Below are 19,363 nucleotides of genomic sequence, written 5' to 3'. Positions count from 1 at the left end.
ACTTTTGCCCGATGAAATACACAAAACGAATCTTGCAATTCGCAAAGCCTCATCAGAAGTTCCTCTGGGGTAGTATGTTTTTTAATATTCTATACTCTGTACTCAATATTTTCTCCGTCGGTACTATGCTCCCTATCTTAGGGCTGATGTTTGGTACGGTAGATAAAGTTGATACCTCTGTACCCCCTCAGTGGAATGGAAATTATGGTGGGTATTTCTCTTATCTGAAAGATTCTGCGTATTATCATATCCAGCTGAGTATAGAGCAGTATGGTACGGTGAGTGTTTTGGCTGTCTTGTGTAGCGTAACGGCAGTAGCATTCCTGCTGAGGAATGTGTTTAGATATATAGGGGCGTTTTTATTGGTCAATTATCGTGTGGGGATTACCCGAGACCTCCGTACAGCGATGTATGATAAGTTCTTGAAACTTCCCGTTTCATTCTTTACCGAACAGCGAAAAGGAGATATGCTCTCGAGAATCTCAAATGATATAGGGAGTGTTGAGAGTGGGATAATGTCTAGCCTTGTAGATGTGATCAACTCTCCATTTATGATTATTTCGTCGCTTATTACCCTATTTTTACTTGCGCCTAATCTTACCTTATTTTCCCTCATCGTATTCCCAATAATGGGTTGGCTGATTTCCTGGGTAGGTAAAAGCCTTAAAAGGCAGGCTCATCAAGCGCAAGCTGAACTGGGAAACCTTTTTTCGCTTGTAGATGAAACCTTGAAGTCATCAAAAGTGATTAAGATATTTAATGCCGATAAAATCCTTAAAAATCGTTTTAATACAACGACTGATAACTGGCAGAAATACGCTATAGGAATGAGCAGAAGGAGGGAAATGGCATCTCCTATGAGTGAATTTTTGGGCTCGGTTACTATGCTCCTTATAGCGTGGTTTGCAGGGGTTCAGATTATAGAGAAACAATCTATGGAGCCAGAGACTTTCCTGGTGTTTATAGGAATGTTTTATCAAATATTAGAGCCGGCAAAGAAGTTATCCAGTGCAGTATCTTCTATTCAAGGAGGGGTAGCGAGTTTGGAACGGGTTTCTGAGGTGTTAGACTATGATTTAAAGATAGAAGAGCCTCAAAACCCAGTTTATATTTCAGATTTAAAGGAGAAGATTGAGTTTAAAAACATCACTTTTCAATATGATAAGGATAATGTAATCCTTAGAGATTTTAATCTCAGCATTCCGAAAGGTAAAACCATTGCATTGGTGGGGCAGTCGGGGAGTGGGAAGACTACCGTTGCCAACCTTCTGGCAAGGTTTTATGATGTCTCCCAAGGGCAGATCCTGATTGATGGGAATAATATAAAAGATCTCAACTTAGCCCAGTACAGAAGTCTTTTAGGTATGGTTACTCAGGAATCCGTTTTGTTTAATGACACTGTTTATAACAACATCCTGATGGGTAAGCCCGATGCCACCAGAGAAGAGGTGATAGAAGCAGCTAAAATCGCTAATGCTGACCAGTTTATCTCTCAGCTTTCGGAGGGCTATGATACTAACATAGGAGACGATGGAAGCAAGCTCTCGGGAGGACAAAAACAACGGGTGTCCATTGCCAGAGCTGTACTGAAAAACCCTCCTGTAATGATTTTGGATGAGGCAACCTCTGCCTTGGATACAGAATCTGAAAGGATGGTTCAGAATGCCCTCGATAGAATGATGGAGAATCGCACTTCGCTTATTATTGCCCATAGATTATCCACAATTCAGAAAGCAGACCTTATTGTTGTAATGGAAAAAGGTCTAATTGTAGAGCAGGGTACTCATACTGAGCTTCTGCAAAAGGAGGGTATCTATAAAAAACTGGTAGAACTTCAAAATTTCCAAGATTAGGAACAGAGCTCTATTTAACTTTTTCATTTTTCTCAAATCAAAACTTGCGATAGCTTAGTATGAAGCATAGAGACGAGGAAATCATCTCCTTAATGCGTCAGCCAAAGACGAGTAACAGGGGATTTCGTATGCTAATGGATGCTTATCAGGAGCGTTTGTATTGGCATATCCGTCGTATGGTGGTAGAAAATGAGTCTGCACAAGATATCTTACAGGAAACCTTCATCAAAGTTTATCGCAATTTTCATCAGTTTAAGCAGGATAGTCAGCTTTACACCTGGTTATACAGAATAGCTACCAATGAAGCCCTTCAATACCTTGCCAAGATGAAGAAAATGAAAAAAATAGATGGAGATGTGAGTTTTTATTTGCAGAATAGGGTGGCTCATAATGCTAAACACGATGCAGAAGAGATACAAATCTTGCTACAAAAGGCAATACACAGCCTTCCGGAGAAGCAGAAGCTGGTATTCACGATGAGGTATTATGATGAGCTGCCGTATGAGGAATTAAGCAAGGTACTGAATATGTCGGTGGGAACTTTGAAGACCAACTATCACTATGCTAAGCAGAAAATAGAGGAATACATCAAACAAAACTCGGATATTTAAACTTTGGAAAGATGAAAAACTTGGATTTGGAAAAGCTGAAAAGGGAAAATATATACCAAACTCCTGAGCATTTATTTGAAGGGGTGCAATCCCGCGTATTTTCTCAGTTATCGCTCCATAAGAGTAGTGTTTCTAATGCTAAAGTCATTGAGCTATTTGGGAAATATGCTGTAGCAGCGGCAGTTGTCCTTATTTTTAGCATTGGAGGCTTTGTTTTATTCAAGCATCAAAGAGAGGAAACCTTACCAGCAAACAGAGAGGAGGTATTGCTCACTTACCAAGAAGATACGGCTATAGAAGTACAGCCTCATACCGAAATTGAGGAGGAGAAAATCCATTATACCGCAGTAAAAACTATCATTCCCGAGACAAATCCCCCTGTTCAGAATTTACATACTATCATGCATAAGAATATTGATAAAAATATAGACGAACTTATCTCTTCTTACTCCAATGTGGAGATTAATCAGTTGGTAAATGAGTCAGAACCCGATGTATATTTAGATATATTTTATTAAAAATGAAAAAATCAGCTGTAATATTTCTGTTATTTTTCGCAATGAGTCTTAATGCTCAGAAAACAGACAAGAGATCTCATAATCAGGACCCAAAAGAGAGGAAAGAAGAGCTCTGGAAATACCGTGAGCAGCTTTTAATAGATGAGCTGGGCATAGCACCAGACAAGCAAGACGCCTTTAAGCAGATTCATAAACAATATCACGAGGAGAATAGAAGGATTAAAAAGACTTTTAACCCCGTTTTTGATGTTCATAAGCTCAGTGATGCCGAAGCTCAGGCTAAAATAGAGCAGGGCTTCATCGTGGGGGAGCAGTTGATTGCCAACAGGAGGAAATTTGCAAAAGAAATGCAGGCGATTCTCAGTCCACAGCAGATTTTGAAGCTTTTCCAAGTGGAGGGGATTATCAAAGAAAAGGTAAGGACGAGACATTGTCAGATAGATGACAAGAAAAATAAAGGGATTAAGCAATGAGCGAAGACCTTGAAATAAAAAATCGAGTATCGGAGAGCGGACTTATCAATTTTGATATTTCAACCCTCATTCCTACCGGTAAAAGAATTGGTATAGACCTTAAAGATTTCCTCTTTCAGGGGTTAATACTTAAAGAAAAAGACTTCCGTGAGAGCATTCGCCAGATAGCTACAGAGGACTACCGAGGAGCTTTCGTTTATATCTTTAATTCAGCGGATGCTATCGTACCACTTTGGGCATATTTCCTGCTAACAGCAAAGCTCACAGGGGTAGCCGAAAAAATTATCTTTGGAACGAGGGAAGTACTCGAAAATCTACTGATGCACGACGCTATATTGTCCTACGATTTCACCTCTCTGAAAGGTAAAAGGGTCTTGGTTAAAGGTTGTGCCGAGCAAGAAATTCCAGAGAATGCCTATGTAGAGCTGGTGCAAGCCCTAAAACCCATAGTGAAGTCCCTAATGTTCGGAGAAGCCTGCTCCAATGTACCGATTTTCAAAAATCCATAAACAACGCCCCATTATCTCATCGTAAAAACCATTTCATCATCAATATTTACCACTTTTTATATTGATGATAACCGCAGACATATCCATTCTACTCCGTTGGAAACAATTTTTATATATTTGCAACTATGGAATACAACACACAGAGGACCAACCTCCACCTCCCTGAGTATGGAAGAATCATACAAAACCTTGTAGAGCAGTGTAAAGCCATACAAGACCGTCAAGAAAGAAATGAAGTAGCAAAATCAATTGTCCATTTTATGGGACAGCGCAATCCTCACCTACGAGATGCAGAAAACTACAAGCACAAACTCTGGGATCATTTGTTTATACTTGCAGATTACGACTTAGATGTAGATTCTCCCTACCCGATTCCCTCAAAGGAGGACTTCAATGTTCAGCCGAACCGAATGAAATACCCTAAACTACAAGGGGAATACAAATTTTACGGTAAAAGCATCCTTCAGCTCATAGAAAAAGCGATTTCTCTCGCAAATGGAGACGAAAAAGACGCCCTCGTAGCCGTTATAGCCAATAATATGAAGAAGTTTTACAATGTCTATAATAAAGAGCATGTAGCTGATGAGGTGATTTTCCGCCATTTGAAAGAACTTTCGGACAACAGATTGGATTTAACCAATATCAGTTCATTAGACAAGAGCAAAATCTACTATCCGAACAAGAATAATTCAAATAATAAGTACAAAGCACAGAACAATAGGCACAAAAACTTCAATAATAAAAAGAGAAAATCAGAATGAGCGGGACTTTTGTAATACGGGGAGGGAAGCAACTCAATGGGGAAATAACACCACAAGGTGCTAAAAACGAAGCACTCCAAATTCTCTGCGCCGTACTCCTTACCGACGAGGAAGTAAGGATAAAAAACATCCCAGATATCCATGATGTAAACCGATTAATTGAGATTTTAGGCGATTTCGGCGTTAAAGTAACCAAAAATGCCCACAGGGACTATACTTTTAAGGCAGATGAAGTTAATTTTAACTACATTAAATCCCCAGAATTCAAGAAAGACGGCGCTCGCCTCAGAGGCTCCGTAATGCTCCTCGGTCCAATGCTTGCCAGATTCGGAGAAGCCTGTATGCCTACCCCTGGGGGCGATAAAATTGGCAGACGAAGGCTGGATACTCACTTTCAGGGCTTTGTAGAGCTCGGTGCAGACTTCTCCTACGACGAAGATAACGCCTTCTACACCCTTAAAGCAAAGGAACTCCACGGGAAGTTCATCTTATTAGAAGAGGCTTCCGTAACGGGAACCGCAAACATCATAATGGCAGCCGTTTTGGCGAAAGGAAAAACCAGAATTTACAATGCTGCTTGCGAGCCCTACCTGCAACAGCTCTGCAAAATGCTCAACCGAATGGGCGCGAACATCTCAGGCATCGGGTCTAACCTGCTCACCATCGAGGGCGTAAGCCATTTGCATGGTACCGACCACACAATGCTCCCCGATATGGTGGAAATAGGCTCTTGGATCGGCTTAGCAGCGATGACGAAATCAAATATTACCATTAAGGATGTCAATTGGAATCAGTTGGGCGTTATTCCTTCCACCTTCCGCAAGCTCGGTATCGAATTGGAGCAGCAGGGCGACGATATCATCATCCCCGCACAGGAAAATTACAGGATACAGAAGTTTATTGATGGCTCCATACTCACCGTCTCCGATGCTCCTTGGCCTGGTTTCACGCCAGACCTTCTATCCATCGTCTTAGTTGTTGCTACGCAAGCGAAAGGAACCGTTCTCATCCACCAAAAAATGTTTGAATCTCGCCTATTTTTCGTAGATAAACTCATCGATATGGGGGCGCAAATCATTCTTTGCGACCCTCACCGAGCAACCGTTGTAGGGCTCAACCACGAGTTTCCTCTTCGTGGAACAACGATGACTTCTCCCGACATACGCGCCGGCAATGCTCTACTCATCGCCGCTCTGTCCGCTGAGGGTAAGTCCATCATCCACAACATCGAGCAAATAGACCGTGGCTACGAAAACATCGACGGCAGATTACGAGCCCTCGGCGCAGATATCCAAAGAATTTAAGAGGCATCGCCTCTTTTTTTATTGACAGGTATTAGCCGTAGAGTAAGTGTTTAGCAGTATGTATTTACCATCTACTGCTTGTCTCTAAACACCCTTATACAATGGGCTTTTATTGGAAAATTGTTATTTTTGCAACTTGATTCTTAAAGTTTATTCAAATGAATATTACAATAGTAGGTACAGGGTATGTAGGTCTGGTAACGGGGACTACACTCGCGGAGCTCGGGAACTCAGTCTATTGCGTGGATATAGATTCAGCGAAAGTGGAGCGAATGAAGCAGGGTATCGTTCCGATTTATGAGCCCAACCTTGAAGAAATGTTCCTAAGAAATATTCAGGCACAGAGGCTGTTTTTCACAACCGATTTAAAAGAAGCGGTTGACAAGAGCGAAGTTATCTACCTTGCGCTTCCAACTCCTCCAGGTGAGGATGGTTCTGCCGATCTTTCGTATGTACTCGATGTGGCGGAGCAGATTGGAGAAATTATAACCGATTATAAAGTCATTGTGAACAAATCTACCGTTCCCGTAGGCACTTCCGACAAGGTAAAAGCAGTGATTTCTGCTAAAACGGCGGTGGAGTTTGATGTAGTATCCAACCCTGAGTTTCTGAGAGAGGGTTTTGCTGTAAAAGACTCGATGAACCCCGCCAGAGTAGTGGTGGGATGTAGCTCAGAAAAGGCAAAAATCGTTATGGAGAAGATATATCAGCCCTTTACTAACACAGGAATCCCTATAATCTTTATGGATGAGAAGTCATCCGAGCTCACGAAGTATGCATCTAACTCATTCCTCGCTGTAAAGATCACTTTTATGAACGAAATAGCGAACTTCTGCGAGAAAGTAGGCGCGGATGTAGATAAAGTACGCCTCGGGATGGGGAGTGATGACAGGATTGGTAATAGATTTTTGTTCCCAGGTATTGGCTATGGAGGGAGCTGCTTCCCAAAAGATGTGAAAGCCCTCGTAAAATCAGGTAAGGAAGAGGATTTCTCGTTTCAACTCCTTGAAGCAACCGAAAATGTTAATAAATCACAGAAAACCATCCTTATTTCTGATATTGAAAGCTATTTTAATGGTGATCTAAATGGTAAAAATATCGCACTATGGGGCTTAGCGTTTAAAGCAAACACAGATGACATAAGAGAAGCCTCTTCTCTTGATAATATTAGGATTCTTCTCGGGAAAGGAGCGAAAATAACCGCGTATGACCGAATAGCAGAGGGAAATGTGCGAAAAATACTCGGAGATAGCATCTGCTATGCGGGAGATATGTATTCTGCCCTTGAAAATGCCGACGCATTGCTCATCGCTACTGAATGGTCGGAGTTTAAAAACCCTAATTTCCAGCTGATGGCAGAAAAAATGAAGAACAAAGCGATATTTGATGGAAGGAATGTTTTCTCATTAGAGCAAGTAGAAGGCACAGGGTTCTATTATAAGAGTATTGGTAGGAGAGTGATTAATAAATAAGTGGCGATAATGAGCAAAAACGACGGATTTAAGAGGCATTCAATAGTAGGATATTTCAGGTACTTTAAAAATATACTTGGTTGGCATATCTATTCCTTTATTATACTGAACGCTTTTGTTGGAATATTAGATGGTATCGGCCTTACGATGTTTATTCCACTACTTTCAGCGGCTACGGACAGCAGTAATGCGAATGAATCCCTCGGTCAGTTGCAATTGGTTATAGACTTTATAAAATCATTGGGAATAAGTTTCACGGTTGTTAATATGCTTCTGCTGATGATTTTCTTGTTTACAGCAAAGGGAGTTATTAATTATTTAAAGACTGCTTATATAGCAAAAGTGAATGTTCTTACCACAAGGAAACTCAGATTTACTCTTGTAGACAGTTTAGAAAAACTCTCTTATGAAGGCTTTACTACAATGAGTGTTGGGAGAATTCAGAATCATATTTTTGGAGAGGCGGGTAGGCTAATCACTGCGATGACTATGTTTCTTAACTCTATCCAGTTTGCCACGATGTTGCTTACTTACTTGGCATTAGCTGCGGTTTCTAATTGGCAATTTGCCATTATGGTTGCTATAGGAGGCTATGTCACTGATTTTATATATAAATATATTAATTCTCTTATTAGGAAATATTCAAGGAAAATAGTTAATCTTGGTAATAATTTTAATGAAATACTGATTCAGGCAATAAATAATTTTAAATATCTGAAAGCAACCAATAGCTCAAAAGAGTATAATCATCGCTTAAGAGATAATATAATAGATAATGATGAATATAATTTAAGAATAGCAAAATTGGAGGCCATTATGGTCAATGCCCGTGAGCCAATGATTATAATGATTATTGCACTTGTTATTATTATTCAGATAAAGATTTTTAATGGGGATTTGGCTTCTATATTGGTTAGCTTATTATTGTTTTATAGGGCTTTAGGCTATCTGGTTAATTTACAGGGAGCTTGGGCAGGTTTTGTTAGAAACTCTACGGCTATTGAATCTATTGATACCATTATAAAAGAGTTTAAGGAGAATGAAGAACCTCAAAATTCTACTCCTATTCATAAGATAGAAGATATACAAGTTAAGGATTTAGAGATTACTTTTGGAAATACTCCAGTATTAAAAGGCTTGAATATGAATATTCCTCCTAAAACATCAATAGCTTTTGTTGGAGAAAGTGGTGCTGGTAAAACTACTTTGGCAAATGTAATCTGCGGACTTCAAATTCCACACAGGGGAGAGGTAATTGTAGAGAATAAATCCCTTTATACATCTAATTTAAACTCATATAGGAGTAAGATAGGCTATATTACCCAAGAGCCTGTAATATTTAATGATACTTTATTTAATAATGTAACTTTTTGGGCAGAAAAAACGCCTCAGACCCTTGAAAAGTTTTATAAAGTAATGGATATGGTATCGATGAAAGACTTTGTGGAGAATTTGGAGTATAAAGAAGATTCTACATTAGGAAATAATGGAGTATTGGTTTCGGGAGGCCAAAAGCAAAGAATATCTATTGCAAGGGAGCTTTATAAAGATGTGGAGCTCCTCATTATGGATGAAGCTACATCTGCCTTAGATTCAGAAACGGAAAAGTATATTAAAGATAATATCGATATGCTCCACGGAAAATTCACTATGATTATTATAGCTCACAGACTTTCCACAATTAAGAATGTAGATACTATTTATTTATTAGATAAAGGAAAAATATTAGCTTCTGGAAGCTATAAAGACCTTATAGATAAGTCAGACAGATTTAAGCGAATGGTAGAACTTCAAGAACTTTAAAGTATATTTTAGAGCCTGTAATCACAGAATTATGGGCTTTAAAAATATTATTTCTCAAGCATAAGACTTATTCAGTAAAAATTCTTACATTTACCAAAATTTTTTAACAGGTAAAAAATCTAAATTTTAATTATAATAAAAGTATAAATAAAATGTCAGTATTAGTAAACAAAGATTCTAGAGTAATCGTACAAGGATTTACAGGAAATGAAGGAACTTTCCACGCAAGCCAGATGATTGAATATGGTACTAATGTAGTAGGAGGTGTAACCCCAGGAAAAGGAGGTACAGAGCATCTTGGTAAGCCTGTATTTAATACCGTAGCAGAAGCAGTAGAAAAGGCTGGAGCTAATGTATCTATTATCTTTGTACCACCAGCATTTGCAGCTGATGCGGTGATGGAAGCAGCAGAAGCGGGAATTAAGGTTATTGTTTGTATTACCGAAGGTATTCCAGTTGCTGATATGGTAAAAGTAAAAGCTTATATTGCAGATAAAGAATGCCGTCTTATCGGTCCTAACTGCCCAGGTATTATTACATCAGAAGAAGCAAAAATTGGTATTATGCCGGGCTTTGTTTTCAAAAAAGGTAAAATAGGTATTGTTTCAAAATCTGGAACTCTTACTTATGAAGCTGCTGACCAGGTAGTAAGAGCTGGCTTTGGTGTGTCTACGGCCATTGGTATTGGAGGCGACCCAATTATTGGCACTACTACAAAAGAGGCTTTGGAATTATTTATTAATGACCCAGAAACCGATGCAGTTGTAATGATTGGAGAGATTGGTGGTTCATTAGAAGCTGAAGCAGCAAGATGGTACAAAGCAAGTGGCTCTACTAAGCCAGTAGTAGGCTTTATCGCAGGGCAAACTGCTCCTAAAGGTAGAACAATGGGGCATGCTGGTGCTATTGTAGGTGGAGCAGAAGATACAGCACAGGCTAAAATGGCAATTATGAGAGAGAATGGTATTCATGTAGTGGATTCTCCTGCCGATATAGGCTCTACTGTAGCTAAAGTATTAGGATAAAATTAAAGAATGAAAAAAGTTTTTTTTAGTTTAGTTCTTGGGATTGCTACATCTTTATCTCTTTCTGCTCAGATAGACTTTAGCAGTACGAGATTTGGTGTTATCGGAGGAATGAATTATTCAAGAGTGAAGAATGCTCATAATCCTTCTGGGCCAAGATATACTTTCCAAGCAGGAGCTTTGGCCTTAATTCCTATTGATAAAAATGACCAGTTTTACTTTCAGCCAGAAATAGTCTATTATGGTGCTGGGGAAACGGGTAAAGATAAGGCAGCAAAAGGAAAACATGGCTATAATGCTCTTTATGCTAATAACTATATTAGTATTCCAATTTATTTTAAGGCTTTCTTTTCAGAGGCAGAATCTGAGTTTTTTGGATTGATAGGTCCAAGATTCAACTTTTTAATTGATCAAAAAGTTACAGATGCAGCGAAGGATATTTATGACCCTAATCATACTTCCTCTGATACGAATGGGAAGGCTAATGGGTTTAACTTTGCTATTGGAGCAGGTGTAGGCTTTAGCTATAAAAGGAAGTTAGAACTGAGTATACGATATGATTTGGGACTTTCTAACACTTATAAAGGCTTGATGACAGAATATGGGGGAGACCCTAATATCCAAAAAAAGAAATCCGAACAGGTTTTAAGTGTTGGTCTAAATTATATTTTCGACTAAGAAAAATAAGGCTATATAATAAACTCCTTAACTTTTAATAGGTTAAGGAGTTTATTTTTTTTTATATCTTTAAAATTATTTAAATTCTGTTAAAATTCTATAGGGGTGGGTATTTTTCTAATAAACATTTGCTTCATTAGTTTTTTTTTGTAATTTTGCTCCGCTTGAAAGAGTAATTCTTGAGGAGCAATAATTTTTTTTTCATCATTTGTGTTTTTGGGCTCATATTGTAAAATATGAGCCATTTTTATTGTTCAGACTCGTATCTAATAAAGAGCTCGAGGAAGTAAGAATAGGTGATGACACCTTCCTGCTGATTGGTTTTTAGGAATATATCATTGGCTTTTCGGAAAAGATCCTCAGCTTTTCCTCCATATTTAGCATTAAATTCAAGTTCATACGCCTGATCTCTTTTCATTGCAGGAGAATAGCTTTCCAATACACTTTCTACAAAATCAGTATGTTTATCATACAGTGTTTTCAGAAGGCTTTTCAGTATAAAATAATAAGTGCTGTAACGAAGACTGGCTGATTTTGCCTCTTTTCCTGTAAGAAATGCGATAAAGTGTGCTTCCTGTTCCCTTGCATAGCCTCTTTGGTGAGCCATTTCGTGCGCAATGGTAAAGGGGATATAGGTATCGGGTTGGGTAGAGCAGATTTGTGCCTCTCCACTAAAAGGATTATAATACCCGAGAATACCCGCATAGTTCATTATGGGAGAGTACAGGCTGTTTTTAATACTCTGTGATTGGATCGCTTTCTTATCTATAAGATTCTTGGGGAGACTCTTTTGCAACTCTATTATTTCTAATTTTAATGCATTTATATCTTCTATAATGAAGACACCTTGTGCATTCTCTTTTGTCCTCTCCCTTTCTTTTTTGCAGAGTTCGAGATATTTTAAGCTAAGTTGTTTCAGCTCTTCGGTTGTGATTTGTTTTTCTGGGAGTTTATTGATTATCGGTTCTTGAAAGTAAAGCATACCCCAGAATATTTGGTAGATAAAATAGAAAATATTTAAGGTAATGAGAAGTTTTAATAATGATTTCTTCCTCTTCTTAGGCTTTGATAAACCGCTCATCAGTATTAAAATATAAATTCCTAATAAGATGTAGGCTGTATCTCCAAATGAGAAAGGGAATAATGAAAATATTTTGGTGTGTATTTCTTTCTGAACTTCAAAAAGGAGTTCAAAAAAGTATATAGCAGAACCGATTTTAGACAATGTGTAAAACAATGCAATCTGCACTAATAGAGCTATGCTCCAAAACCTTTTTTTATGTATTGGCATCTCTTTACTTTTGCGCAAATATAGGGTTCTTCATCTTTGTTTTCTCCTTGTTTTTGTACATTTGCTTGCAAAATTATAGTGGAATTTTATGGATATTAAGCAACGAATAGAGCAACTAGCCGAGGAGCTTCATCAGCATAATTACAACTATTATATTTTGGATGAGCCTACGATTTCCGACTTTGAATTTGATTCCAAGTTGAAGGAATTACAAGAGCTTGAGCAGCAATATCCTGAATTTTCAACACCCAATTCGCCCACACAGCGGGTAGGAGGGGGCATTACTCGCAATTTTCCTACAGTCCAGCACCAGTACAGGATGTACTCTCTGGATAATTCATACGATTTTGATGACCTTAAAAACTGGAAGAATCGCCTTGAAAAAGCGATAGATGAGCCCATTACATTTGTAGCAGAGCTGAAATACGATGGTGCCTCTATCTCCATTACCTATGAAAATGGAAAACTCACCCAAGCCGTTACCAGAGGAGATGGTATTCAGGGAGATGAGATTACAGCAAATGTTCGTACTATATCTGATATTCCTCTTGTATTAAGGGGTGATTTCCCTCAAAAATTCCATATTCGTGGAGAGATTTATCTTACAAAAAAGAACTTTGAAAAGCTCAATGAAAGCCGGCGAGAAGAAGGTTTGGACTTGTTTATGAACCCGAGAAATACTGCCAGTGGAAGTCTTAAAATACAAGATTCTGCAGAGGTTCGCAGGCGCAATCTCTCAGCTGTACTCTATCAGTATATCGCAGAAGACTTTCCTGCAAAGACTCACTGGGAGCTTCTGGCAAAGGCTAAGAAATGGGGCTTTAAAGTTTCAGAAGATCAGGCAAAGCTCTGTAGAAATTTAGATGAAATAAAGGAGTTTATCAATTATTGGGATAAAGAAAGGCATCATCTCCCTTTTGAAATAGATGGTATTGTCATTAAGGTTAATTCTCTTAAACATCAGCAGCTACTCGGCTATACAGCAAAGTCTCCTCGCTGGGCTATGGCGTATAAATTCAAAGCCGAAAAGGTAGAAACTGAGCTTCTTAGTGTGGATTATCAAGTGGGGCGTACGGGTGCCATAACCCCTGTGGCAAATCTAAAACCCGTTCTACTGGCGGGGACTATCGTGAAACGAGCCTCTTTGCACAATGAGGATATTATCAAGAAACTGGATTTGCATAATGATGACTTTGTCTATGTAGAGAAAGGTGGGGAGATTATCCCCAAAATAGTGGGGGTAAATACAGAAAAGCGAAGCCTCCTCCAGCAGCCATTGAGCTATATAAAAAACTGTCCAGAGTGCGGTACACCTCTTATTAAGATACCCACCCAAGCAGTACACTTCTGCCCAAATGAAATGCACTGCCCACCGCAGGTCATCGGAAAAATGATACATTTCGTCTCTCGAAAAGCACTCAATATTGAGAATCTCGGTGAAGAAACCATAGAGCTCCTCTACCGTCATCAGCTGGTAGAGAACCCTGCCGATTTCTACACCCTTACCAAAGAGCAACTGCTCCCACTCGAGAGAATGGCAGAGAAATCCGCACAAAACATCATAGATGCAATACAAAAATCTAAGGAAATTCCCTTCGAGAAAGTTCTCTTTGGGCTTGGTATAAAGCATATCGGGGAGACCGTAGCCAAAAAACTCGTAAAAACTTTCCCCAATATAGATGCACTGAGAACCGCTTCTTTTGATGAACTCATACAGGTAGAAGATGTAGGCGATAAAATTGCCGAAAGTCTGATACGCTTCTTTAAAAACGCTGAAAATCTCCTACTCGTAGAGCGACTAAAGTCCTATGGCGTGCAGATGGAGAGGAAAGAGAGCACAACTGAAACTCTTAGCAATATCCTCAAGGGTAAAACTTTTCTTTTTACGGGTAAGCTCAGTCTATTTACCCGCGAGCAAGCCGAAGATATGGTAGAAAAGCACGGCGGAAAGAATATCTCTGCAGTGTCTAAAAATCTCAACTATCTTGTAGTAGGAGAGAAGGCCGGTAGCAAACTCAAAAAAGCCCAAGCTATAGGGACTATTAGAATTTTAGATGAGCAGGAATTCCTCAATTTAATTTCCCAATAGCGTAGGGAGCACTTACCTATAAATAATCACCTAACAACTTTTGCTTATTACTTAAAGACTGCTACTTATTGCATTTAGCAGGGTAGCGAAAGTCATTACTTCTCCTGAGAAACTAGTCTCTATTGTATCTTTTAGGTGCAAGAGCTCAGAGTTTAGGAAATCATCCCTGTCGGAAGAAGTATTGAAGAATAAGAGGAGGTTATAGTTTTTGCCTTCGTTTATCATTTCAGAATATATTTCGGAGAAGATATGTTGATGAACGCTTTTAAACCCTTGAATAGACTGGAGAAGTTGCTGATTAAAGTATTTTTCCCAGTTTTTAATTACAGCTTCTGGGCAGTGGAAGGTAAGGCTAAGTATGCTCATAAATTCGTATTTGTTCTCGTGCAAAAATAGAGTTTTCAGTAAAAAAAGATAAGGGGAAAACGATTATCTTTGCCCCAATTTTTATGAAAAACACACAGAAAAATGCAGCGATGGGCTTTATTTTCATCACGCTGCTAATTGATATTACAGGCTGGGGCATCATCATCCCCGTAGTACCAAAATTAATAGAAGAACTCATCAATGGCGATATAAGCCAAGCCGCTAAATATGGCGGATGGCTTAGTTTTGCTTATGCTTTTGTACAGTTTGTTTTCTCGCCTATTGTGGGGAATCTCAGTGACAAATATGGTAGGCGACCGATTATCTTGCTTTCGCTTTTTGGCTTTGCGGTAGATTATATCTTCCTTGCCCTCTCGCTCAATATCTGGTGGCTCTTCATTGGGCGGATTATCGCAGGGGTTACGGGGGCGAGTATTACCACTGCCAGCGCTTATATCGCTGATATTTCTAATGATGAAAATAGGCCGAAGAATTTTGGGATGATAGGTGCGGCATTTGGTTTGGGCTTTATCATTGGTCCCGTGCTCGGAGGTTTGCTCGGGGCGTATGGCTCGCGGGTGCCGTTCTATGCTGCTGCCGTTTTATGCTTTTTAAACTTCCTTTATGGGTATTTCGTGCTCCCTGAAAGTCTTCCGAAAGAAAAACGCCGCCCATTCGAGTGGAAGAGAGCTAATCCTGTCGGTTCGTTGCATTTTCTCACCAAATATCCTACGCTTTCTCGGCTTGTTGTTGCTCTAATCCTTATACAAATCGCCCTCCACGCTGTGCAGAGCAATTGGAGCTATTTCGTGATGTATCAATTCGGATGGACGGAGAAAATGGTCGGGCTTTCGCTCGGTTTCATCGGGCTGCTGGTTGGTTTGGTGCAGGGGGTGCTTATCAGATGGAGTACAAGGCGGATTGGTGAGCGAAACAATATTCTCTACGGGCTAATGATGTATGCCATAGGTATGCTCCTCTTCTCTTTTGCCTCTCAGGGATGGATGATGTTTGCCTTTCTTATTCCTTACTGCTTGGGTGGGGTTAGCGGGCCGTCATTGCAGTCCCGAATTACGAAAAATGTACCTTCCGATGAGCAGGGTGCACTCCAAGGAGCCCTCACATCGCTGATGAGCGCCACCTCTATCATTGGTCCACCCTTAATGACCAACCTCTTCTATTATTTCACCCACGAAAATGCACCATTTGTTTTCCCAGGAGCACCATTTTTCCTTGCTTTTCTCCTTTTTATCATCGGTATCCTTCTCGTAAGGCATAGTTTCAAGCGATAGCCCACCTTGCAGGTGATGCACAGCTTCCAGCTGAGGGACTTATCCTTTTAGCGTGGAGAAGGAGTTTTTTCTAATCTTTTCCTCTTTTATTTTATGAGTTCATTATGGGGAGCACTTAGAAATAATTGCCCCACCGGCTACGGTGTGGAGGAAAATTCGCGTGAATCTTGTCAATATTTTTCTCATTGGAGGAAAATTCGCGTGAATCTTGTTAATATTTTTCTCATTGGAGGAAAATTCGCGTGAATCTTGTTAATATTTTTCTCATCGGAGGAAAATTCGCGTGAATCTTGTTAATATTTTTCTCATCGGAGGAAAATTCGCGTGAATCTTGTTAATATTTTTCTCATTGGAGGAAAATTCGAGCGTTTCTAGTTTCATCCAAGCCCACTACGTGGGGAGCACTTAGAAATAATTGCCTGCTATGCTGTGGCTAATCGTCTGCCACGCGAGTGGTTGCCTCCCCTGCTAGGAGGGTGCTCTTCACGCGAGTGGTTGCTTCGCTAGCTAGGTGGGGGGAGGGGGGATGTTGAGGTTATTTTATTGGCTAGGGTATGCTATGGTGCAAAATAGTATATTTGCGGTCGCGAGAAAGTTGGCCTGTTGATTCTCCACTTTGGAGGGTAGGAAAGTCCGGACTCCACAGGGAAGCATAGCGGATAACATCCGTCCGCCGCGAGGCGAGGACAAGTGCAACAGAAAGAATGTACAGTACGGCTGTAGTGAAATCAGGTAAACTCTATGCGGAGCAATGATAAGTATATCGGTTCTTTTGGCTTAGCCAGAATAGGAGTGCCCGCTCCGAATGCCGAGGGGTAATCAGCTCAAGCTATGCAGCAATGTATGGCGTAGATAAATAACAGGCATCTCGGTTTCGAGGTACAGAATCCGGCTTATAGACTTTCTCGCGTTTTTATTTTCAATTTTTCTCAAAAAATCAGCTTAATATTATACATTCCGCAAATTTGTTTATATTTGTGCATCATCAAAAATTAAGAAAATGGCAGAATATAAATTATTACTCCCCTCTATGGGCGAGGGCGTTATGGAAGCAACAGTAATTACTTGGCTCGTGAATGAGGGCGATAGGGTAAATGAAGATGATAGCGTAGTAGAAATCGCAACAGATAAGGTAGATTCTGATGTGCCCACTCCCGTGTCTGGGAAATTGGTAAAAATTCTAAAAAATAAAGACGAAATAGCAAAAGTAGGAGAGCCTATTGCCATTTTAGAAATTGAAGGAGAGGGTACAGCAGATGCAGAAGCCGTAGAAGCACCTCAGAAAGAAGAATCAGTGCCTGCTGTAGAGGTAGTTGCTGCATTGGAAGAGCCGCTCAAAGCAGTTGCGAGCGGGGAATCAGGGCAGTTTTTATCGCCATTGGTGAAGTCCATCATCCAGCAGGAAAAAATTACAGAAGCAGAGCTTGCCAGCATAAAAGGTACAGGTCTGGAAGGTAGAATTACCAAAGATGACATCCTCGCCTTTGTGAAAAATAGAGGCTCCCAGCCTGCCAAAGCAGAAGTAGCTCGTACTGAAACGAAAGAAGCACCTAAGGTGGAGGCTAAGCCTCAAACACAGACTGTACAAACACTTTCTGCAAGTGCTGGAGATGAAATTATCCCAATGGACAGGATGAGGAAAATCATCGCTGAGAATATGGTGAAGTCTAAGCAGATTTCTCCGCATGTAACTTCATTTATTGAAACTGATGTAACCAATGTGGTAAAATGGAGAAACAAAAATAAATCTCTGTTTGAAAAGCGTGAGGGCGAGAAACTCACCTTTATGCCGATATTCGTGAGAGCAGTGGTAAGGGCTATCCAAGATTACCCGATGATTAATATCTCTGTAAATGGAGACCAGATTATTAAAAAGAAAAATATCAATATAGGTATGGCTACGGCGCTGCCAGACGGTAACCTCATCGTGCCTGTAATTAAAAATGCAGACCAGCTCTCGCTCTCTGGGCTTGCAAAAGCGATTAACGACCTTGCACACAGAGCGAGGAATAAGAAATTAAAACCGGAGGATACGCAAGGCGCTACTTATACTATCTCCAATGTAGGGAGCTTCGGGAATCTGATGGGGACGCCTATCATTCCTCAGCCACAGGTTGCTATTTTAGCAGTAGGGGCTATTGTGAAGAAGCCCGCAGTCCTTGAAACCAAAGATGGAGATGTAATTGCCATTAGAAACTTGATGTTTATGTCTCATTCCTATGACCACCGAGTGGTAGATGGCTCTTTGGGCGGATTATTCCTGAAAAGGGTAAATGATTACCTTGAAAGCTGGGATTTAGATACAGAGGTTTAATTAACTCCACCGATAATGTTAAGAGTAGGATTAGTAGGAGCGGGGCATTTAGGGAAAATTCACCTGAAATTACTCCATCAATCGGAAAAATATGAACTTGTAGGCTTTCACGATAAAGATGTGGAGAGCGGGAAGCACCTTGAAGCTGAGTTTGGTTATACATTCTTTGAAGATTTTGATGAATTGCTCTCTCAGGTGGAGGTAATAGACATCGTTACCCCAACTATTTATCATTATGATTATGCCCAAAAAGCGATAGACAGAGGTATTCATTTCTTTATAGAAAAGCCCGTTACCCAGACCTTAGAGCAGGCAGAGAGCATAATGAAATCCAGCTCCGAGAAAGGAATTAAGGCGCAAGTAGGTCATGTGGAGCGGTACAATCCTGCATTTATTGCGACTAAGGGCTATATCCACCATCCGATGTTTATAGAAATCCACCGTTTGGCGGAGTTTAACCCTCGTGGAACCGATGTTTCGGTGGTATTAGACCTGATGATTCACGATTTGGATATCCTCCTTAGCATTGTAAAATCTGAGATAAAAGAAATACACGCCAGCGGAGTATGTGTGGTGAGCAAAACGCCAGATATTGCCAATGCACGGATAGAATTTGAAAACGGCTGTGTAGCGAATCTTACGACTTCCAGAATATCGATGAAAGCGATGCGCAAATGTAGATTCTTCCAGCAAGATGCTTATATTTCGGTAGATTTCTTTGAGAAAAAGGCAGAAGTTATCCGAATGAAAGAAGCACCGAAAGAACCTTCCGAATTTGATATGATTATAGAAAACGCCGAAGGAGAAAAAAATCAGATTCTCTTTGAGTATCCCAAGATAGAGCCTAATAATGCGATACTCGATGAGCTTAATGCCTTTGCAGACTCAATAGAAAAGAATACACCGATACAAGTCCCCTTAAAAGACGGTACAGAAGCGCTGAAAGTAGCCCTGAAAATAGCAGAACTTATTAATAAATAGAGAGGAGAGAAAAATTCTCTCTT

18 protein-coding genes and 1 other RNA gene are annotated in these 19,363 nt (G+C 40.0%); 16 read left to right on the top strand and 3 right to left on the bottom strand.

Annotated elements, in window-relative coordinates; all coding sequences use genetic code 11:
- The first annotated feature begins 11 nt into the window (after nucleotides 1-11).
- From D8991_RS06235 to D8991_RS06185, 11 genes are all read left to right on the top strand, one after another.
- A complete protein-coding gene (locus D8991_RS06235; protein WP_120489288.1) occupies nucleotides 12-1,853 on the top strand; it encodes an ABC transporter ATP-binding protein in 1,842 nt (613 codons plus the stop codon).
- Between the two features lie 59 nt (nucleotides 1,854-1,912).
- Nucleotides 1,913-2,464, top strand: coding sequence for an RNA polymerase sigma factor (locus tag D8991_RS06230; RefSeq protein ID WP_120489287.1), 552 nt, complete (start codon nucleotides 1,913-1,915; stop codon nucleotides 2,462-2,464).
- A gap of 11 nt (nucleotides 2,465-2,475) precedes the next feature.
- Nucleotides 2,476-2,982 (top strand): hypothetical protein, encoded by a 507-nt coding sequence (locus tag D8991_RS06225; RefSeq protein WP_120489286.1) that lies wholly within the window; start codon nucleotides 2,476-2,478, stop codon nucleotides 2,980-2,982.
- A 2-nt stretch (nucleotides 2,983-2,984) separates the two neighbouring features.
- The gene (locus tag D8991_RS06220; RefSeq protein WP_160224443.1) at nucleotides 2,985-3,455 is read left to right on the top strand and encodes a hypothetical protein; all 471 of its coding nucleotides are present in this window, start codon (nucleotides 2,985-2,987) and stop codon (nucleotides 3,453-3,455) included.
- Nucleotides 3,452-3,964 (top strand): DUF2480 family protein, encoded by a 513-nt coding sequence (locus D8991_RS06215; RefSeq protein ID WP_120489284.1) that lies wholly within the window; start codon nucleotides 3,452-3,454, stop codon nucleotides 3,962-3,964. The genes D8991_RS06220 and D8991_RS06215 overlap by 4 nt, the downstream gene beginning before the upstream one ends.
- A gap of 125 nt (nucleotides 3,965-4,089) precedes the next feature.
- Nucleotides 4,090-4,725 carry a DUF4290 domain-containing protein gene (locus tag D8991_RS06210; protein WP_120489283.1) on the top strand — a complete coding sequence of 212 codons (636 nt, stop codon included), beginning with the start codon at nucleotides 4,090-4,092 and terminating at the stop codon, nucleotides 4,723-4,725.
- Nucleotides 4,722-6,029 carry a UDP-N-acetylglucosamine 1-carboxyvinyltransferase gene (gene murA / locus D8991_RS06205; protein WP_120489282.1) on the top strand — a complete coding sequence of 436 codons (1,308 nt, stop codon included), beginning with the start codon at nucleotides 4,722-4,724 and terminating at the stop codon, nucleotides 6,027-6,029. Before D8991_RS06210 ends, murA begins: the two co-directional genes overlap by 4 nt.
- A 158-nt stretch (nucleotides 6,030-6,187) precedes the next feature.
- Nucleotides 6,188-7,501, top strand: a complete 1,314-nt coding sequence (locus D8991_RS06200; RefSeq protein WP_120489281.1) for a UDP-glucose dehydrogenase family protein — start codon at nucleotides 6,188-6,190, stop codon at nucleotides 7,499-7,501.
- Between the two features lie 9 nt (nucleotides 7,502-7,510).
- Nucleotides 7,511-9,304, top strand: a complete 1,794-nt coding sequence (locus D8991_RS06195) for an ABC transporter ATP-binding protein (protein ID WP_120489280.1) — start codon at nucleotides 7,511-7,513, stop codon at nucleotides 9,302-9,304.
- A 152-nt stretch (nucleotides 9,305-9,456) separates the two neighbouring features.
- Nucleotides 9,457-10,329 (top strand): succinate--CoA ligase subunit alpha, encoded by an 873-nt coding sequence (gene sucD, locus D8991_RS06190; protein WP_120489279.1) that lies wholly within the window; start codon nucleotides 9,457-9,459, stop codon nucleotides 10,327-10,329.
- A gap of 9 nt (nucleotides 10,330-10,338) precedes the next feature.
- Nucleotides 10,339-11,007, top strand: a complete 669-nt coding sequence (locus D8991_RS06185) for a porin family protein (RefSeq protein ID WP_120489278.1) — start codon at nucleotides 10,339-10,341, stop codon at nucleotides 11,005-11,007.
- An 89-nt stretch (nucleotides 11,008-11,096) separates the two neighbouring features.
- Here the strand turns inward: D8991_RS06185 and D8991_RS08925 are convergent, their stop codons facing one another.
- Together D8991_RS08925 and D8991_RS06180 are read right to left on the bottom strand one after the other, a co-directional pair.
- A complete protein-coding gene (locus D8991_RS08925) occupies nucleotides 11,097-11,252 on the bottom strand; it encodes a hypothetical protein (protein WP_160224446.1) in 156 nt (51 codons plus the stop codon).
- Nucleotides 11,253-11,254: 2 nt separating this feature from the next.
- Nucleotides 11,255-12,298 (bottom strand): DUF3810 domain-containing protein, encoded by a 1,044-nt coding sequence (locus D8991_RS06180; protein ID WP_120489277.1) that lies wholly within the window; start codon nucleotides 12,296-12,298, stop codon nucleotides 11,255-11,257.
- Between the two features lie 88 nt (nucleotides 12,299-12,386).
- Between D8991_RS06180 and ligA the strand changes: the two genes are divergently transcribed.
- A complete protein-coding gene (gene ligA / locus D8991_RS06175) occupies nucleotides 12,387-14,387 on the top strand; it encodes an NAD-dependent DNA ligase LigA (protein ID WP_120489276.1) in 2,001 nt (666 codons plus the stop codon).
- Between the two features lie 51 nt (nucleotides 14,388-14,438).
- On the opposite strand, the gene D8991_RS06170 is transcribed toward ligA, so the two are convergent.
- Complete coding sequence (locus D8991_RS06170; protein ID WP_120489275.1) at nucleotides 14,439-14,753, bottom strand: DUF4286 family protein; 315 nt, start codon at nucleotides 14,751-14,753, stop codon at nucleotides 14,439-14,441.
- An 83-nt stretch (nucleotides 14,754-14,836) separates the two neighbouring features.
- Between D8991_RS06170 and D8991_RS06165 the strand changes: the two genes are divergently transcribed.
- The 4 genes from D8991_RS06165 to D8991_RS06150 all read left to right on the top strand — a co-directional run bounded on the left by D8991_RS06165 (nucleotide 14,837) and on the right by D8991_RS06150 (nucleotide 19,340).
- Nucleotides 14,837-16,045, top strand: coding sequence for a TCR/Tet family MFS transporter (locus D8991_RS06165; RefSeq protein ID WP_120489274.1), 1,209 nt, complete (start codon nucleotides 14,837-14,839; stop codon nucleotides 16,043-16,045).
- A 587-nt stretch (nucleotides 16,046-16,632) separates the two neighbouring features.
- An RNA gene (gene rnpB / locus D8991_RS06160) (RNase P RNA component class A) lies at nucleotides 16,633-16,957 on the top strand.
- Nucleotides 16,958-17,045: 88 nt separating this feature from the next.
- Complete coding sequence (locus tag D8991_RS06155) at nucleotides 17,046-18,359, top strand: dihydrolipoamide acetyltransferase family protein (protein ID WP_120489273.1); 1,314 nt, start codon at nucleotides 17,046-17,048, stop codon at nucleotides 18,357-18,359.
- A 15-nt stretch (nucleotides 18,360-18,374) separates the two neighbouring features.
- Nucleotides 18,375-19,340 carry a Gfo/Idh/MocA family protein gene (locus D8991_RS06150; protein WP_120489272.1) on the top strand — a complete coding sequence of 322 codons (966 nt, stop codon included), beginning with the start codon at nucleotides 18,375-18,377 and terminating at the stop codon, nucleotides 19,338-19,340.
- Nucleotides 19,341-19,363 lie beyond the last annotated feature (23 nt).

The organism is Bergeyella cardium (assembly GCF_003614945.1).
In the GTDB taxonomy this organism is placed as follows: domain Bacteria; phylum Bacteroidota; class Bacteroidia; order Flavobacteriales; family Weeksellaceae; genus Bergeyella_A; species Bergeyella_A cardium.
This window is presented reverse-complemented; position numbering and strand designations above follow the sequence as displayed.